General features: G+C 56.1%; 20 protein-coding genes. 4 read left to right on the top strand and 16 right to left on the bottom strand.

The genetic code is table 11. The features are described from left to right. Positions 1–41: 41 nt before the first annotated feature. From atpG to argC, 16 genes are all read right to left on the bottom strand, one after another. Positions 42–926, bottom strand: a complete 885-nt coding sequence (gene atpG / locus BLW01_RS07075; RefSeq protein ID WP_092568799.1) for a F0F1 ATP synthase subunit gamma — start codon at positions 924–926, stop codon at positions 42–44. A 77-nt stretch (positions 927–1003) separates the two neighbouring features. Beyond that, a complete protein-coding gene (gene atpA / locus BLW01_RS07080; RefSeq protein ID WP_092568800.1) occupies positions 1004–2548 on the bottom strand; it encodes a F0F1 ATP synthase subunit alpha in 1545 nt (514 codons plus the stop codon). Positions 2549–2565: 17 nt separating this feature from the next. After that, positions 2566–3102 (bottom strand): F0F1 ATP synthase subunit delta, encoded by a 537-nt coding sequence (locus BLW01_RS07085; RefSeq protein WP_092568801.1) that lies wholly within the window; start codon positions 3100–3102, stop codon positions 2566–2568. Positions 3103–3113: 11 nt separating this feature from the next. Then, positions 3114–3584 (bottom strand): F0F1 ATP synthase subunit B, encoded by a 471-nt coding sequence (locus tag BLW01_RS07090; protein ID WP_092568802.1) that lies wholly within the window; start codon positions 3582–3584, stop codon positions 3114–3116. A 75-nt stretch (positions 3585–3659) separates the two neighbouring features. Then, positions 3660–3887 carry a F0F1 ATP synthase subunit C gene (atpE, locus tag BLW01_RS07095; RefSeq protein WP_092568803.1) on the bottom strand — a complete coding sequence of 76 codons (228 nt, stop codon included), beginning with the start codon at positions 3885–3887 and terminating at the stop codon, positions 3660–3662. Positions 3888–3953: 66 nt separating this feature from the next. After that, positions 3954–4778: a F0F1 ATP synthase subunit A gene (gene atpB, locus BLW01_RS07100; RefSeq protein WP_092568804.1), complete on the bottom strand. Its 825-nt coding sequence runs from the start codon at positions 4776–4778 to the stop codon at positions 3954–3956. Positions 4779–4803: 25 nt separating this feature from the next. Next, a complete protein-coding gene (locus tag BLW01_RS07105; protein WP_092568805.1) occupies positions 4804–5190 on the bottom strand; it encodes an ATP synthase subunit I in 387 nt (128 codons plus the stop codon). Positions 5191–5381: 191 nt separating this feature from the next. After that, positions 5382–6317 (bottom strand): ParB/RepB/Spo0J family partition protein, encoded by a 936-nt coding sequence (locus tag BLW01_RS07110; protein ID WP_092568806.1) that lies wholly within the window; start codon positions 6315–6317, stop codon positions 5382–5384. Positions 6318–6347: 30 nt separating this feature from the next. After that, positions 6348–7118, bottom strand: a complete 771-nt coding sequence (locus tag BLW01_RS07115; RefSeq protein ID WP_092568807.1) for a ParA family protein — start codon at positions 7116–7118, stop codon at positions 6348–6350. 36 nt (positions 7119–7154) lie between these two features. Next, positions 7155–7808, bottom strand: a complete 654-nt coding sequence (gene rsmG / locus BLW01_RS07120) for a 16S rRNA (guanine(527)-N(7))-methyltransferase RsmG (RefSeq protein WP_092568808.1) — start codon at positions 7806–7808, stop codon at positions 7155–7157. Then, on the bottom strand, positions 7805–9700 hold the full coding sequence (gene mnmG / locus BLW01_RS07125; RefSeq protein ID WP_092568809.1) for a tRNA uridine-5-carboxymethylaminomethyl(34) synthesis enzyme MnmG: 1896 nt from the start codon (positions 9698–9700) through the stop codon (positions 7805–7807). Before mnmG ends, rsmG begins: the two co-directional genes overlap by 4 nt. A gap of 550 nt (positions 9701–10250) precedes the next feature. Next, positions 10251–11033 carry an amino acid ABC transporter ATP-binding protein gene (locus tag BLW01_RS07130; RefSeq protein ID WP_092568810.1) on the bottom strand — a complete coding sequence of 261 codons (783 nt, stop codon included), beginning with the start codon at positions 11031–11033 and terminating at the stop codon, positions 10251–10253. Between the two features lie 14 nt (positions 11034–11047). Then, on the bottom strand, positions 11048–11713 hold the full coding sequence (locus BLW01_RS07135) for an amino acid ABC transporter permease (protein WP_092568811.1): 666 nt from the start codon (positions 11711–11713) through the stop codon (positions 11048–11050). 126 nt (positions 11714–11839) lie between these two features. After that, complete coding sequence (locus tag BLW01_RS07140; RefSeq protein WP_092568812.1) at positions 11840–12610, bottom strand: transporter substrate-binding domain-containing protein; 771 nt, start codon at positions 12608–12610, stop codon at positions 11840–11842. Between the two features lie 92 nt (positions 12611–12702). Further along, positions 12703–13065 (bottom strand): iron-sulfur cluster insertion protein ErpA, encoded by a 363-nt coding sequence (erpA, locus tag BLW01_RS07145; RefSeq protein ID WP_092568813.1) that lies wholly within the window; start codon positions 13063–13065, stop codon positions 12703–12705. A gap of 91 nt (positions 13066–13156) precedes the next feature. Beyond that, complete coding sequence (gene argC / locus BLW01_RS07150; RefSeq protein ID WP_092568814.1) at positions 13157–14191, bottom strand: N-acetyl-gamma-glutamyl-phosphate reductase; 1035 nt, start codon at positions 14189–14191, stop codon at positions 13157–13159. 116 nt (positions 14192–14307) lie between these two features. Here argC and BLW01_RS07155 point away from each other — a divergent pair, with 116 nt between their 5' ends. The 4 genes from BLW01_RS07155 to thiE are packed head-to-tail and all read left to right on the top strand — an operon-like array spanning position 14308 to position 18024. Then, entirely contained in the window at positions 14308–16059 is a 1752-nt protein-coding gene (locus tag BLW01_RS07155) for a chloride channel protein (RefSeq protein ID WP_092568815.1), read from the top strand. Positions 16060–16082: 23 nt separating this feature from the next. Continuing rightward, complete coding sequence (hemJ, locus tag BLW01_RS07160) at positions 16083–16514, top strand: protoporphyrinogen oxidase HemJ (protein WP_092568816.1); 432 nt, start codon at positions 16083–16085, stop codon at positions 16512–16514. A gap of 8 nt (positions 16515–16522) precedes the next feature. Next, positions 16523–17350 (top strand): bifunctional hydroxymethylpyrimidine kinase/phosphomethylpyrimidine kinase, encoded by an 828-nt coding sequence (thiD, locus tag BLW01_RS07165; protein ID WP_092568817.1) that lies wholly within the window; start codon positions 16523–16525, stop codon positions 17348–17350. 5 nt (positions 17351–17355) lie between these two features. Next, the gene (gene thiE / locus BLW01_RS07170; RefSeq protein WP_092568818.1) at positions 17356–18024 is read left to right on the top strand and encodes a thiamine phosphate synthase; all 669 of its coding nucleotides are present in this window, start codon (positions 17356–17358) and stop codon (positions 18022–18024) included. The last annotated feature ends 60 nt before the right edge of the window (positions 18025–18084 follow it).

Raw genomic sequence — 18084 nt, forward strand, 5'->3', positions numbered from 1 at the left:
GCACAACCCGGGAAGGAGAACTGTCTCTTCCTCCCCTGGCGCTATACGGCAGCGGCGCCACCGACGATCTCGGAAATCTCCTGGGTGATGGCAGCTTGGCGGGCCTTGTTATACACCAACTCCAGTTCATCGATCAGGTTACCGGCATTGTCGGTAGCGCTCTTCATGGCAATCATTCGCGCCGCTTGTTCACAGGCCACGTTCTCGACAACGGCCTGATAGACTTGCGATTCAATGAAACGTACCAACAGCCGATCCAGCAGCACCTTGGCATCCGGTTCATACAGGTAATCCCAGCTTCCGGGACGGCTGTTTTCATTGTCACCCGTCTCTTCATCGCCCATCTCGGTCGACAGGGGTAACAACTGCCGTACCACCGGTTTCTGAGTCATGGTGTTGACGAACTCGTTATGCACCACAAAGAGACGATCCAGACGACCTTCGTCATACGCCTCCAACAGAATCTTGATACTACCGATCAGATCCTCGACTTCCGGTGCTTCGCCCAACCCGTTATGAGCCGCTACCAGTTGACCACCGTACTTCCGGAAGAATGCACTGGCCTTGCTCCCGAGAGCGCAGAACTCCAGTTCTGCTCCCTCATCACGCCAGGCTTGTGACTCTTTCAATACCTGTTTGAACAGGTTGGTGTTCAGACCACCGCACAATCCACGATCGGAAGACACCACGATGAATCCGACGCGTTTGGCCTCGCGTTCGATCATATAGTCGTGCTGATATTCCGGGTTGGCATCGGCGACATGAGCAACAACATTACGGATCTGGCGGGCATAAGGCTGGCTCGCTTTCATACGATCCTGAGCCTTGCGCATTTTCGACGCAGCCACCATCTCCATGGCGCTGGTGATCTTCTGCGTGTTCTTGATGCTCCCGATCTGAGAGCGTATTTCCTTAGCAGCTGCCATAGCGACCTACCTCTGGTTCATAGCCATCAGAGACTGTCCGTCCGGGACAGGATGTCTTCCTGTCCCGGACACCCCGATTACCAGCTCTGAGTGGCCTTGAACTTCTCGAGACCGGCCTTCAGGCCGCTCTGAATTTCATCGTCGAAATCACCGCTCTGATTGATCTTGTCGAGCAGTTCGCCGTGCTCTGCCTGCATGTAAGCATGCAGTGACTGCTCGAAATCCAGGACCTTGTCGACCTCGACATCGTCCAGGAATCCTTCATTGGCGGCATACAGAGATAGCGCCATTTCGGCCACGGACATTGGTGCATACTGATTCTGTTTCATCAGTTCGGTAACACGCTGGCCGTGCTCGAGTTGTTTGCGAGTCGCTTCATCCAGATCGGAAGCGAACTGGGAAAATGCCGCCAGTTCGCGGTACTGAGCCAATGCCAGTCGCACGGTACCGCCGAGCTTCTTGATGATCTTGGTCTGAGCCGAGCCCCCCACGCGAGATACCGATAGCCCCGCATTGATGGCCGGACGAACCCCGGAGTTGAACAGGTTGGTCTCCAGGAAGATCTGACCATCGGTGATCGAGATGACGTTGGTCGGTACGAAGGCCGATACGTCACCCCCTTGCGTTTCGATGATCGGCAAGGCCGTCAAGGAACCTGTCTTACCCTTGACTTTCCCATTGGTGAACTTTTCCACGTAGTCGGCATTGACGCGTGCAGCGCGCTCCAGGAGACGGGAGTGCAGATAGAAAACATCACCAGGGAATGCTTCACGACCCGGCGGGCGACGCAGCAGGAGCGACGTTTGACGATATGCGACGGCCTGCTTGGAGAGATCGTCATAGACGATCAGGGCATCCTCGCCGCGGTCACGAAAATACTCACCCATCGTGCAACCGGCATAGGCGGCCAGGAACTGCATCGGTGCCGGATCGGACGCTCCGGCAGATACAACGATGGTATGATCCATCGCGCCATGCTCTTCAAGCTTGTTCACCACCTGAGCAATGGTCGACTGCTTCTGGCCGATGGCCACATAGACACAGGTAATGTCCTTGCCTTTCTGGTTGATGATGGTGTCGACGGCAATAGCGGACTTGCCGATCTGACGGTCACCGATGATCAACTCACGCTGACCGCGGCCGATCGGCACCATGGAGTCGATCGACTTGAGACCGGTCTGAACCGGTTCATCGACGGATTGACGGGTGATGACACCGGGGGCGACCTTTTCTACGGCATCGGTCTCCTTGGTGTCGATATCGCCTTTCCCATCGATGGGATTTCCCAGCGCATCGACCACACGACCGATCAGTTCAGGACCGACCGGCACCTCGAGAACGCGACCGGTACACTGGGCGGTCATCCCCTCTTCGAGCTTCAGATAGTCACCCAGTACCACAGCACCCACGGAATCACGCTCCAGATTGAGCGTCATGCCGTAGATGCCACCGGGAAACTCGATCATTTCTCCGAACATGGCGTCTTCGAGGCCATGGATTCGTACGATACCATCGAAAACGCTGACGATAGTTCCCTGATTGCGGGCTTCGGATGCGACATCAAGCTTTTCGATACGCTGCTTGATCATGTCGCTGATCTCGGACGGATTCAGTTGCTGCATGCCATGTCCCTCATGGCTCAGACGGAAAGCGCTTCGCGGAGGCGGTTCAATCGACCACGAACCGACCCGTCAATGACGGTATCACCGGCCCGCAGGATCACTCCCCCCAACAAGGACTTATCCACCTGAGTAGTAATGGAGATTTCGCGATTGAGACGTTTCTTGAGAGCGGTACCAAGCTTGTCCTGCTGCTCAGCCTCCAACTCGAATGCCGATACGATGGTGACATCGGTACGCTGCTCGAAATCGGCACGGAAGTGTTCGAATTGCGTTGCAATCGCTCCTAATGCCAATAACCGATCTTTTTCTCCCAATATATCGAGAAAGCGTCGAGCCGATTCGTCGATCTCGATACCAGCAATCTCGACCAGCAGTTCCACCTTACGGGCAGAACTCAGCTTGGGATGAGCAATCACCTTCTGCATCTCGCGGTCGGCTACGACTCGGCCCAATGCATCAAGCCACTCTGACCACGCTAAAAGCGCATCGTTACCGCGTGCGTATTCGAAAGCCGCCTTGGCATAGGGTCGAGCGACGGTAGATGTTTCCGCCATGAGTCACCTCCTCACAATTCGGCGGCAAGCTTATCCAACATCTTGCGGTGAGCCTGCTCGTCGATGGAGGATTCCAGGATGCGTTCCGCCCCCGTGACGGCCAACGTGGCCACCTGAGTGCGCAACTCCTCCTTGGCGCGATTGACTTCCTGCTCGACCTCGGCCCTGGCGCCAGCGACGATGCGATCACTTTCGGCGCGCGCTTGTTCACGAGCCTCTTCGATCATCTGATTGGCACGCTTGTTGGCTTGCTCGAGAATTTCGGAAGCCTGCTCCTTGCTTTCCCGCAGCGTCTGATCCGCTCTTTCCTGGGCGAGCTCAAGGTCGCGTGTCGCACGGCTGGCCGCATCCAGGCCTTCGGCGATCTTCTTCTGACGCTCGTGGAGCGCTTGGCTGATCGGCGGCCACACATACTTTATGCAAAACCAGACAAAGATCGCGAAGGCGATCGACTGTCCGATAAGCGTCATGTTGATATTCACAGGACTGTACCTCTGACGGTTTCGTGGCGACCGGAAACTAACGAACCGAGCGCGAGGCGCCCGGTCAGTGAACTGTTACCCGGCTACGACGAAGATCAGATACATCGCGATACCGACACCGATCATCGGTACGGCATCCAGCAGACCTGCCATGATGAAAGTCTTGGTTTGCAACTGATCACCAAGCTCCGGTTGGCGAGCTGTAGATTCAAGCAACTTACCGCCCAGCAGAGCGAAGCCGATACCAGTAGCCAAAGCGCCCAGACCAATGATGATGGCAGCAGCAAGATAGACCATTTCCATGATAGAACTCCTGATTTCAATTTTAAGTTCAAGGGATTACGAAAGTTGCAAGCGTTGCTCGGACTCTCAGTGATGCTCGTGCGCGGCACTCAAGTACACGACGGACAGCACCGTAAAGATGAATGCCTGAAGGGTGACGACCAGGATATGGAATATCGCCCACGGAACATCCAGCAACCAGATGGCCCAGACAGGCAACAGGGCAATCAGGATGAATATCACCTCGCCGGCGAACATGTTGCCGAATAGACGCAGCCCCAGGCTGAGCGGTTTCACCAGCAGGCTGATCAGTTCCAATATGAGGTTGAAGGGAACCAGCAGCCAGGTGTTGAAGGGGGTGAACGAGAGCTCCTTGGCGAAGCCGCCGATCCCTTTGACCTTCAGGTTGTAATAGATGATCAGACAGAATACCCCGATCGCCATCCCCATGGTGGCATTGGGATCCGTGGTCGGGACGATCTTCATGTATTCGACGCCCAGGCGAGCGAACAGCTCGGGGAAGTAATCCACCGGAATGACCTTGAGACTGTTCATCAATAGAATCCAGACGAACAGTGTCAATGCCAGTGGCGGAATGATGGGATTCTTGCCGTGGAACGTCGAGCGCGTCAGATTCTCGATGAACTCGAACACCATCTCGACCATATTCTGCAGTGTGCCGGGGACGCCGGTAGTTGCCGCCTTGCCGGCCTTACGGAACAACCAGATGAAAATTGTCCCCATGGCAATCGACCACCCCATGGTATCGAGGTGGATGGCCCAGAACCCCATTTCGCGAGCTTCCTCGGCGGAATGTGCCAGCGACCAGCCATTTTCGGGGTGATGTCCCAGAGTCAGATTCTGTAGATGGTGTTGTATATACTCGGTCGGCGTCGGATTATCGGCAGCCATGAAGTCGCCTCGCGTTGTGTTGGGGTCATCCACGCATGAGCCAGGGAGCCAGCCAGTGCATGAGAAGAACCGCCAAATATGCGCTAAAGAAAAAAGCCAGGTTTGAGGGAGGCACTGCCGCAAATACCAGGGCGAACAGTGCCACCGTCAAACCGAGCTTTCCCGCCTCTGCCTGATAGAGGTTGGTTACGATCCGCTGTGCCTGGCTTCCTCCGCGCGTCAAGCGCCATCGCCAAATGAAATAGGCACTGGGCAACCAACCAACCACCCCACCCTTCAAGGTGGATAATGTGGTTTCCATCCCACCTGACAGAGTCGCGACGCCTGTCAGAAAACCAATGGCAACGGCTTGCCACCAGAGAATTCGTACGAAACGCGTTTGACGGCGAGATGCCGGTGATGGTTGTCGCATCAATCACCCATGCCGAGACGCGTCAAACGACCAAGTACCGCTATCATCAGACAAACACCCGCGGATTATAGGGAAGCGGTACAGAGCGTTCAACCGAAGGCAACGCAATTTTGCGCGATATTGCACTAGTTTACGACCAAAAGGCGAGGAAACGTCGATAAAAAGTTAGCTTGCTAAAAAAATAATACGTTTCACCGAATGTGCGCAAGAATCCCGTCAAGCTCATCCAGACTGCTGTAACGGATCGTCAAACGTCCCTTGCCACTTCGACCATGATGAATCTTGACCGGCGCACCCAGCAATTCGCCAAGTTGCGTTTCCAGACGATCCACATCGGCCGGGGGGGACTCCGAGGTCGTCGTCGCTTTCGTGGACGTATCCTCTTCGGAAAGACGCTTTACCAGAGCTTCGGTCGCGCGAACCGTCAGGTCCTTGTTGACGACTTCATGAGCTGCCTGACGCTGCTTGGCACCGGCGAGTGCCAACAATGCCCGCGCATGCCCCATATCGAGATCACCACGTTCCAGAAGTGTCTGAACTTCCGGATCGAGGGCCAACAAGCGAAGCAGATTGGCAACCTGAGCCCGCGAACGCCCCACTGTGTCGGCCACCTGCTTCTGTGTCAGGTCGAAATCATCCATCAATCGCTTGAGAGCCATGGATTCTTCAATCGGATTCAGGTTCTCGCGTTGAATATTTTCTATCAACGCAAGCGCCAGAGCGGCCTGATCGCTGACTTCGCGGATGACGGCCGGAATCACATCGAGTTCGGCAAGCTGCGCGGCCCGCCAGCGGCGTTCGCCGGCAATGATTTCATAGCGATCCCGGCCAACGGGACGCACCACGATGGGCTGCATGACCCCTTGCGAACGAATCGAATCCGCCAGTTCTTCCAGGGCTTCCGGCTGGATGTCCCGACGTGGCTGATACTGCCCTCGAGACAACTGTCCAAGCGGGAGACGCTCAAGACGATCACCGACCAGAGCGGGTGCCTCCGTAGTCAGATCAACCTCACCATCCTGCGTTTCGAGGGAATGTTCACTCTCTCCTTCCACGAATTCACGTTGGCGGGCACCAGAGCCGATCAGGGCATCCAGGCCACGACCCAGGGGGCGTTTACGCGTCATTGGTTTTCCCTCGACTCATGTTACCGAGACTCATAGTGACAAGCGACGAATCAATTCCTTGGCCAGTACACGGTGCGCCTGACTGCCACGCGAAAAGCGGGCGTACTTGGTCACCGGCAACCCATGACTAGGAGCTTCTGCGACCCTGACATTACGAGGAATCGTTGTCTTGAGCAGTGTATCCCCGAAGTAATCACGCAGTTGCTTGCTGACATCACGCGTCAAGCTGTTGCGTGAATCATACATCGTCCTGACGATGCCATGGATTGCCAGATTGGGATTCACGCTGTCGCGAATCTGATCGATCGTATCGAGTAGTGCAGACAACCCTTCCAGAGCGTAGAACTCGCATTGCAGGGGAATCAGGACGCCATGGGCGGCGGTCAGACCGTTGACAGTGAGCATGTTCAGCGACGGGGGGCAATCGATCAGCACGACATCATACTCACTGGCGACACTATTCAGTGCGTCCGCAAGAAAACGCTCACGTCCTTCATCACGATTCAGGAGATCGACTTCCGCCGCCGTCAGATCGCCATTGCTGGGTAACAAGGCATACCCGGTGTCCGGACAATCGAGTATCACCTCCGGGGCACGGCTATCTCCCATCAAGACATCCAGAATACTGCCATCGAGTTCGTGTTTATCGATGCCACTGCCCATGGTGGCATGCCCCTGGGGATCGAGGTCGACCAGCAATACGCGACGGTCAAGCGCTGACAGACTGGCAGCCAGGTTGACGGCGGTCGTGGTCTTGCCCACGCCGCCCTTTTGATTGGTCAAGGCGATGATCTTGGTCACAAGTGACTCCCTTGCAGGTTCCAGCCAATATTGAGCTTACGCCCCATAGTCTCCATGGCGGCTCAAGGTCATCAGGACGCGCTGACCCTGTTCACCTGGGATGTCGAGTTGTCTGACTTCCTCGACCTGCACACCAGAAGGCAATCCGTCGCACTCCGATTCTGCCGACGGTCCTTTCATCGCCATCCACTTGCCTCGAGGAGCCAGCAGATGGTCACTGAGTGTCACGAAATCACCCAGACTGGCAAACGCACGTGACACGATCTGTTCGAAAGGCTCGGACTGAAACGATTCGACCCTGGCCTGCACGGGCGTGACATTGGTCAACCCCAATTCCAGCATAACTTGGCGTTGAAAACGTACTTTCTTTCCGTTGCTGTCAAGCAGCGTGACTGCCACATCCGGCCTCAGAATCGCGATGACGAGGCCGGGAAATCCCGCACCGGAACCGACATCGAGGATCCGCGGCCCATACATGGTGTCAACGATAGCGGCACTATCGAGCAGATGTCTGGTGACCATGTCAGCCGACGATCGTATCGCGGTGAGGTTATAGGCACGATTCCACTTGTGCAACAGGGACACCGTCGTCAACAGTTGCCGGCGCTGACGATCATCCGGATGCCAGCCCAGCTCGGAGAGTCCCTCGTTCAACTGTCGTTCGATGGTTGTTTCCCTTGAGTCACTCATCCAGCGGCTACCTGACTGGTGTCCAGCAAACGACGCTTCTTGAGGTGAACCAATAGAATCGATACTGCCGCCGGCGTCACGCCGGAAATACGACTGGCCTGACCGAGTGTCTCTGGTTGAGCGGCCTGAAGTTTCTGGCGAATCTCGTTGGAAAGACCATCGACCCTGTCGTAATCCAGATCGGCAGGCAGGGGGGTCGCCTCATGTCGTTTTAGCTTGTCGATCTCCTCCTGCTGGCGATCGATGTAGCCCTTGTACTTGGCCTGGATCTGCACTTGCTCGGCAACCGTGGCATCCACATCCACTTCATCGTCCAGCGACGCCAGATCTCGATATTCGAGTTCAGGACGCTTGAGCAGATCGAGCAGATTGTACTCGCGACTCAACGCCTTTCCGGTTTTTTTCTCGATCACGCCTGCCGCCGCCGTTCCTGGCTGAATCCAGGTACGCTCGAGGCGAGCCTGTTCCCGTTCGATGGCCTCTCGCTTGCCATCGAACGCCATCCAGCGGGCATCGTCGACCAATCCCAGTTCACGTCCGGTCTCGGTCAGACGCAGATCGGCATTGTCCTCACGCAACAGCAGCCGGTACTCGGCGCGCGATGTAAACATCCTGTACGGCTCCTGGGTACCCAGGGTAATCAAGTCATCGACCAGAACTCCCAGATAGGCCTCGTCGCGCCGAGGTGTCCAGGCAGCTTCCCCCCGAGCCCGGCGAGCCGCGTTCACGCCGGCCAGCAACCCTTGTGCGCCGGCTTCTTCATACCCCGTCGTCCCATTGATCTGTCCGGCAAAATACAGGTTGTGGATAAATCTGGTTTCCAGAGAGTGATGAAGATCACGTGGATCAAAGAAATCGTATTCGATCGCGTACCCCGGGCGTGTGATATGCGCCTGCTCGAGACCATCGATCGACCGGACGACCTGTAACTGGATGTCGAAGGGCAGTGAGGTCGATATGCCATTGGGATATAGCTCATGAGTCTCGAGTCCCTCGGGTTCAACGAAAATCTGGTGACTCGACTTGTCGGCGAATCGATGCACCTTGTCCTCAATCGAGGGGCAGTAACGTGGACCGACGCCTTCAATGGTTCCCGAGTACATGGGGGAACGATCCAGATTGGCCAGGATGATCTCGTGAGTTGTCTCGTTGGTGTGTGCGATATGGCAGCTCACTTGGCGTGGATGCCACTCACGTTCGCCCATGTATGACATGACTGGTGTCGGCGTATCGCCGGGCTGCTCCTCCAGGCGGGAGAAGTCGATGCTCTTGGCGTCCAGCCGTGGTGGAGTTCCTGTCTTGAGCCTGTCGACACGGAATGGCAGTTCGCGTAGCCGAGATGACAGTGCATTCGAAGGGGGGTCACCGGCGCGTCCACCACGACTGTTGTCGAGCCCGATATGAATGACTCCGCCCAGGAAAGTTCCGGTACACAGGACCACAGTGTCGCTATGAAAACGGATGCCCGTTTCGGTAATGACGCCACGCACGGTATCGCCTTCAACGATCAGGTCGCCGGCGGCTTGCTGGAAGATCGTCAAATTCGGCTGGGTTTCGAGACGGCGTCGAATGGCAGCCTTGTAAAGAACACGATCAGCTTGTGCTCGAGTGGCACGAACTGCGGGTCCTTTGCGGGCATTGAGAATGCGGAACTGGATGCCGGCTTCATCCGTGGCTTCCGCCATGGCGCCTCCCAGGGCGTCGATCTCCTTGATCAGGTGACTCTTGCCGATTCCCCCCATGGCAGGATTACAGGACATCTGACCGAGTGTCTCGATGTTGTGTGTCAGCAACAGGGTTCGGCTGCCTGAACGGGCAGCGGCCAGCGCAGCCTCTGTTCCTGCATGGCCACCACCGATGACGATGACTTCATAACGGTCGGGATAATCCACGTTGCACCTCGAGGGATGCCAGGTCGGGCATCGTTGCTAAAGGATGTATAGCGAAATCAGCCAGCCAGTATAAACCTCTTGTGGGTAACCGTCAGGGGTTTTCCACACCTCGTTCGTTTCTGCCTGCCTGTCCATCCTTTCAGTAATCATTATTGGTTATTAAATAAAGAAGTTCTGTTGTGGTTGTTATTACTGGTGTGGATCATTTTTGTGGAAAAGAAGATTTTTCATTTTAAAAACAATAAGATATTGTGTTCATAAGAATAAGGAATCCACGGGTAAAAGCAGCGCACGAACGGCGATGAAGCTGTGGATGAAATTGCTGTCTATCCACAGCCCGGTCCATTCAGCAGCTATACACCGATCTGTACCGGATCTGTCACCGTAGCTGTGAACAAGTTGGTTCTTTATCAGAGAAGCCTCTGTGATAAGGGTTGTAAGCGGATAAGACTACTGGAAGGAGGAAAATTGTCCACAAGGACGAAAACGGGCCTGTGATGAATCACAGACCCGTCAATGGCAGCTATCGATGAAAATCCGTCAGGCAGGATTAGTGTTGGAGCACTCGAGAAAGAAAATTTTGGGTCCTTTCATTCCGGGGATTATCGAAGACCTCATGAGGCGGCCCCTGTTCGACGATTTCCCCTTGATGGATATAGATCACCCGATCGGCGACTTCGCGGGCAAAGCCCATCTCGTGGGTCACGACCATCATGGTCATGCCTTCGCGAGCCAGTTCCCGCATGACATCCAGTACTTCACCGATCATCTCCGGATCGAGAGCCGAGGTCGGTTCATCGAACAGCATCAGTCGTGGATCCATTGCCAGAGCCCGGGCAATGGCAACGCGCTGTTGCTGCCCCCCGGAGAGTTGTGTCGGGTATTTGTCGGCTTGATCAGCAATCCCGACTCGTTCGAGAAGCCGTTCGGCGGTCGTGTCCGCTTCCTGTGAGGTCATCCCCCTGACCTTGAGCGGTGCCAGTGTCACATTGGCCTTGACCGTCAAATGGGGGAACAGATTGAACTGTTGGAAAACCATACCCACTTCGGTTCGGATGGCCTGCAGGGATTGACCGCTTTTGCCATAGGGCAGGAGTTCCTTGCCGTCGACATGCAGCCGTCCTTTTTGATACTCCTCCAGACCATTGACGCAGCGTATCAAGGTGGATTTGCCTGAACCGCTTGCCCCGATGATCACCAGTACTTCGCCGGGCGTGACGTCCAGATCGATGTCCTTCAGGACGTGCAGGCTGCCGAAGTGTTTGTTCAGCTTCTCAAGAGAGACAATGGAATGCTCTGGCGAGGAAGGGGTCTGTGAATGTTCATCATTCATCGCAATGTTGTCCCTTATTGTCCGACCAGGCCCTTGCGCTCGAGCATGCGCAAGGCCAGAGAAAGGCTCAAGGTGATGACCAGATAGAGGATCGCTACCATGAAATAGACTTCAAGGGCGTTGAAGGTGGTCGCAATGTAGACCTGTCCCTGGCGAACCAACTCGCCGACACCAATGACCGAAAAGAGCGAGGTATCCTTGATACTGATGATGCCTTGGTTGCCAAGGGCCGGGATCATGCGTCGAAATGCTTGCGGCCAGATGACATAGCGGAAGGATTGTGTACGCGAAAGGCCAAGCGACAGGCTGGCCTCACGTTGTCCACGTTCGATCGATTGTACGCCGCCACGCACGATTTCCGAGATGTAGGCACCGGAATTGACGGCAATGGCAGCAATGCCGGCGACAACGGCATTGATTGGGCCTCCTAGCAGTTGGGGTAGGCCATAGAAAATGAACAGGACCTGGACCAGCACGGGTGTGCCGCGAAAGACTTCAATGTAGGTGGTTGCCAGCCAGCGCAGCCAACTGATGGGGCTGATACGCAACAGGCCGAAAATGATCCCGATGATGAAGCCGATGGCCAGGCCACCGAAGGAGATCAACAGGGTCCAGGGAATCCCTGTCAGCAGGTGGGGTATGGAGGCGAAGGCCGCCTGCCAATCGAATACGAATTCCACGTGGCTCCTCCTGCCAGTGAACCGCCTGGCACCAGAGGATTTCTGCCAGGCGGGGAATGGTTCTGGATGATGAAATACAACGGGGTCGAGCTTGGCCCGACCCCGCAAGGTTAGTGCATGGTACGATTACTCATCATCGTCCGGCGCACTTCCAAACCACTCTTCATAGATTTCATCATAAGTCCCGTCTTCCTTCATGGAAGCCAGTGCTTCGTTGACGGGTTCGACCCATTCACTGTCCTTGACCAGAGCGATGCCGTACTGCTGCCCTTCATAGAGCGGTCCAACCGCCTTGACCTGGCCTTCGCCCCGGGTGTTGGCGAAGTATTCGACATTGGGAGCATCGTAGAACACAGCATCGACGCTGCCTCCCATCAATGCCATGTACATGTCGGAACTGCCTGGATAGGGAGTGATATCGGCATCGTCGCCGAGATTCTCTTCCAGATAGTCATAGCTGGTGGAACCGACCTTGGTGCCGATCTTCATGCCTTCCAGATCATCGAATTCCTCGACGCTGTCGTTATCGGCACTGACGAGAATGCGGAGACCACTATCGTAATAGGGGTCGGAGAAGTCGACGATTTCAGCGCGTTCGTCAGTGATGGTGATACCGGCAATGGCGATATCCACGTTGCCGGTCTGAACGGCGGGAATGATACCGTTGAAATCCATGGTTTCGAGGTCGATTTCGAAACCGGCTCGCTCACCCACTTCACGGATGATGTCCATGTCGAAGCCGACCATTTCTCCGGAGTCCTCATCCATCATTTCGAAGGGGACGAAGCTGGGGTCGGTCACGACTTCCAGTGTGTCCTGAGCCAGGGCCGTGGAGGATGTTGCAAGGCCAAGCATCAGGCTGGAAAGTGCGGACACCTTATAGATTTGTCGTTTCATGGAGTTCCCCATTGGCTATGATTGTTGGCGGAATACGTCATCTACCATGGCGAGTTCCGGGGGAAGCGTCAAGCTGGGGGAGGAAACGCTATTTACACCATGAAGGAAGCACCACAGCCGCATGTGGTGGTGGCATTCGGATTCTGTACCAGGAACCTGGCACCGGCCAGCCCCTCTTCGTAATCCACGGTGGAGCCGACCAGGTACTGATACGAAAGCGGATCGACCACCAGGGCGACATCGTCATATTCGATCAAGGTGTCCTCGTCGCTGACGTCATCCGCGAAATCGAAACCATACTGGAACCCTGAACAGCCGCCGCCGGTGACGTAGACGCGTAACTTCAGCCCATTGTTGCCTTCTTCAGCGATTAATGTGCGCAGACGGTTCTGAGCCCCATCGGATAACAATAGAGGCTTGAAAGCGCTGGGATCGAAGGATTCAGTGTCGCTCATCGATGCGCTCTCCTCGTGCGAAAAATGAAGCGTGACTGCCCATTATCAGCAATCCTTAGCAAAAGGGTCAACTTTGGTTATTCAATATGCATTACGGCATCAGCGCCGGCGCATAGAGTCCCTCCATCTCGTCGAAGCCGAACATCAGGTTGAGATTCTGAATGGCCTGGCCTGAGGCGCCCTTGACCAGGTTGTCGATGACGGCCAATACGACGACGGTATCCCCACCGCCAGGCCGATGCACGGCAATACGACACATGTCGGTGCCCTTGACGCTGCGGGTTTCCGGATGACTGCCCGGTGGCATGACATCGACGGCCGGTTCATCCTTGAAACGTTGCTCGAACAAGGCCTGTAGATCGCCTGGTTCATGAGTCAGCCGACCGTATAGAGTGGCATGGATGCCCCGGATCATGGGGGTCAGATGAGGGACAAAGGTCAAGCCGACCGACTTGCCGGCAGCACGTGTCAGACCTTGGCGAATTTCCGGCAAATGGCGGTGACCGCTGGCACCGTAGGCTTTCATGGATTCGCTGGCCTCGGCCAGCAGCGAACCGATCTTGGCTCCCCGGCCGGCCCCGGTCACGCCGGACTTGCAGTCGGCGATGACATGATCGGTATCGATCAATGCCCGTTCCAGCAATGGCAGAGCGGCAAGTTGCACGGCCGTGGGATAACATCCGGGAACAGCGATCAATCGCGCCTGGCAGATGGCGTCACGATTGACTTCGGGGAGTCCGTATACTGCATCTTCGAGGAGATCCGGTGCCCCGTGCGACTGGCCGTACCAATGCGCCCATTCATCGGCATCGGCGAGACGAAAATCGGCGGATAAATCGATCACCCGGGCTCCACGGCCGATCAACTCACCGGCCATGGCATGCGCCACACCGTGTGGCGTGGCGAAGAACACGGCGTCACAATCGCCGAGCCGTTCGGGATCGGGTTCAGAAAAGGCCAGGCCGGGAAAATGACCGCGCAGATTGGGATAGAGTTCGTCAACCGCCAATCCCGCTTCGGAACGCGAGGTAATGGCGTCCACTTCGACATCGGGATGCTGCGATAACAACCGCAATAATTCGACTCCGGTATAGCCCGTGCCGCCGACGATACCCACCTTGATCACGAGTGCCTCCTCATCCTATCCGCCACAAGCGTAGCATGTCCGTTTATGATACACCTGATAGCGGATTCATGTGATCCATATCCATGTGAAAGTCATGCGATCCGTCAGGGAGTCCCGTGAAACCGTTTCCGCGGCTTGATTTCAGTTTAAGGCGATTCCGGCGTCAGCTGGCCAGTGTCGATGCCTTGCCTCAGCTCTGTCTGCTGGGGTTGGTGGCAGGCATCGTCACCGGTGGATTGATGGTAGCGTTTCGCCTGACTCTGGATCTGGGTGGGATGATGTTGATGCCGGATGGAGATTCCGAAGCCTTTGAAACATTGTCTCCCGTCTCGCGCTCCCTGTTGCCATTCATTGCGGTGTTGCTGATCGGTCTTGGTTTATGGCGACAGCCTGCAGGTGCCCGCAAGATGGGTGTGGCTCATGTTATCGAGCGGCTGGCATATCATCAGGGCCGTTTCCCGTTGCGTAATTGGATCAATCAGTGCTGGGTGGGTGTCGTTACAGTGATCGGAGGCTTGTCGGCCGGTCGCGAAGGACCGGCGATCCATCTCGGTGCCGCAGCTGCCAGTGGTCTCGGTGAGAAATTTCGGTTACCCCACAATAGTTTGCGGGTACTGGTGGCTTGTGGCACGGCAGCGGGTATCTCGGCATCGTTCAATACCCCTATCGCCGGGGTCATCTTTGCCATGGAAGTGGTCATGATGGAATACACGATCGCCGGTTTCATGCCGGTGATCCTGGCCTCGACGATAGGGGCTGTGGTGGCCCAGTTCGTTTATGGCAGTGAGCCGGCATTCCAGGTGCCGAGTGTCAGTCTGGGGTCGCTCTCCAATCTTCCCTGGATCGTGGTATCCGCTCTGTGCATCGGTATGCTGGCGGGTGTATTCGTGCATATCGCCAAAGGTGATTCGCGTTTATCGGCCTGGCCGGCTTGGTTGAAGCTTGGATTGGTCGGATTGGTGACGGGCGCCTTGGCTTGGTGGTATCCCGAGGTTCAGGGGATCGGTTATGACAGTCTGGCTCTTTCCCTGAATGGACAACAGGCCCTGGACGTTCTGGTGGCGCTGGCGATTGCCAAGCTGATGCTGTCGGCACTGACCGTGGCCTGTGGCGTCCCGATAGGAATCATTGGTCCGGTACTGGTGGCAGGAGCGGCGGCCGGTACGTTGAGCGGGCTGTTCGGTGGATGGCTCTGGCCAGCCATGGCTGCCGATCCCTCTCTATATGCCATGCTGGGAATGGCGGCGATGCTCGGTGCCGTACTTCAAGCGCCTCTGGCAGCCCTCATGGCGCTGCTGGAACTGACTCACAATCCCAATATCATTCTTCCGGGCATGCTGTCGGTTGTCATATCCGGACTGACAGCGCGACAACTGCATTGTCAGGGGTTCTACATGAGTATGCTTCAGCAGGGATTGCATCCCCTCCAGCAACCCCTCATGCAGGCATTGTCACGTGTTTCCGTTCCGGCAGTCATGGAACGTCGGCTGGTATGTACGCAACGCATGGTGGCGCTTGATGAAGCCAAGTCACTACTGGAGGACAAGCCGTCCTGGATCGTGATATTACGTTCCACCGATGACAAACCGACACTCGCACTCAAGGCTGCGGATCTGGCGAGGGCCTTGCTTGATCACACCCTGGAGCCTCATGCTAACGGGCGTCTGGATCTGCTGGAAGTGCCGGGGGTGCGGCTCGATATGGCACCTATTCATGCCGAAGCCACCTTGACTGAGGCCTTGGCCCGTCTCGACAAGGAGGCAGTGAACGCGCTTTATGTGGCTGACTGGCAGGCACCCAAGACGCAGCGTATTTCCGGTATCGTCACTCGTGACGCCATCGAGCATTACTATCGCGATACACTCTGATTCCCCCGCTGAAAGGAGCTTGCATGTATCTCTGGATCAAAGCCCTGCATCTCGTGAGTGTTGTGACCTGGTTTGCAGCCATGTTCTATCTTCCTCGGCTTTTCGTCTATCATGCCATGGCGCGTGACAATGACGACCGCGAAGCGATCGATTACTTCCAGATCATGGAGCGCAAGCTGTATCGGGGTATCATGGTACCGTCAATGCTGGCTGTGATCGGGCTGGGAATTTGGCTCATGTACCTGATACCGGGATACATGAGTCAGGGATGGCTCCATGCCAAGCTGGCACTGGTGGTACTTTTGGTTGGCTATCATCACATGTGTCTGGCTCATATGAAGAAGCTGGCTGCCGGAACCAATGCCAAGAACCATGTCTATTTTCGCTGGTTCAATGAAGTGCCTGTGATCTTCCTTCTGGCGATCGTCATTCTGGCCGTTGTCAAGCCGTTCTGAGAGGTGGTATGCCGCCTTCTACCCAACAGTTGCCCGTTGTACTTGTATTGGCGGGTCATGATCCTAGCGGTGGAGCGGGTCTGATCGCTGATAGTGAAACCATTGCCGCCAGCGGTGGTTGGGCCGTGACGGTTCCAACCGCTCTGACGGCGCAGAATACACGGGATGTCGAGCGTGTTTTTCCTTGCCGCGGCGAGGACATGCGGGCCATGGCGCTGGCACTGGATGAGTTTCCGGTGGCGGCGATCAAGATAGGTTTGATTGCCAGTCTCGATTCGCTGGATGCAGTAGTGGATATCGTGCGTCGCTATCCCGGGGTACCACTCGTCCTCGATCCGGTCCTCAAGAGTGGTGGAGGAACGGAGTTATACACAACCGAATTGATCGATGCCTGCCGTGAGCGCTTGCTACCGCTTGTGGATATCTTGACGCCCAATCGTTATGAATTGGCTCATCTTGCCGATGAGACACTGGATAACGACACCGACCGGGCGATCTCGTTATTATCTCTCGGCTGCCAGGCCGTTCTGGTGACGGGAACCGATGACCCGTTACCGGTGACCTCGACCGAAACCGTGATGCATACACTGCATACACCGGACAACGGTCGACAGTGGCACTGGCCGCGACTTCCCGATCACTACCATGGCTCCGGTTGTACTCTGGCTTCTTCGCTGGCTGCTCGCCTGGCGTGTGGTGAGAGCCTGATCCGGGCTTGCGAACAGGCTCAATCCTTTACCTGGCAAGCACTACGCCATGGCTGGAGTCCCGGTGACGGTCAGTGGTTACCGAGACGTTTCTGGAACGAGACAATTCGGTCGTTTTCCTCGGAGTAACGGTGATGGGATTTCGTTGGACGCAAGGGCTCTATGCGATCACCGATGAGACATTGCTACCGGACGACCCGACCTTGCTGTCGGCTTGTGAACAGGCATTGCAAGGCGGGTTGGCGTTACTGCAATACCGTGACAAATCAGCGGATGGCCCCAAGCGTTGGCGTCAGGCCCAGGCCTTGGCGGCACTGTGTCGCGGTTACGGTGTGCCATTGATCATCAACGATGATCTTGAGCTGACATGTCGGCTGCAGCAGAAAGGCCATCGCCATGTCGGTCTACATCTGGGGCAGGAGGATGGTGCCTTGAGTGATGCTCGCAAGCGACTTGGAGAGCAGGTCATCATCGGAGCCACTTGCCATGACCGGTTGGATCTGGCTGAACAGGCGGCTCGCGAGGGAGCCAGTTATCTGGCGTTTGGCCGCTTTTTCACCTCGTCCACCAAACCCGGGGCGCCACCGGCGGATCCGTGTTGTCTCCGGAAAGCGGCGCGTTTCGGATTGCCCCGGGTCGCGATCGGCGGAATCAACGGCGAGAATATGTCGGTCGTCAAGGAAGCGGGCGCTGATCTCATTGCCATGGTCAGTGGTATTTTTGGTCAGGAAAACCTGAAATCGTGCGTCGAGCGATTGAATCGACGGCTAGACAATCGAACATTCGCCAATGACCATGGATGACTTGACTGATGTCATCCGTGGTGGGGTTATCCATAAACTTATCCACAACCCGACATCCTT

The organism is Aidingimonas halophila (assembly GCF_900106955.1).
Taxonomy (GTDB): domain Bacteria; phylum Pseudomonadota; class Gammaproteobacteria; order Pseudomonadales; family Halomonadaceae; genus Aidingimonas; species Aidingimonas halophila.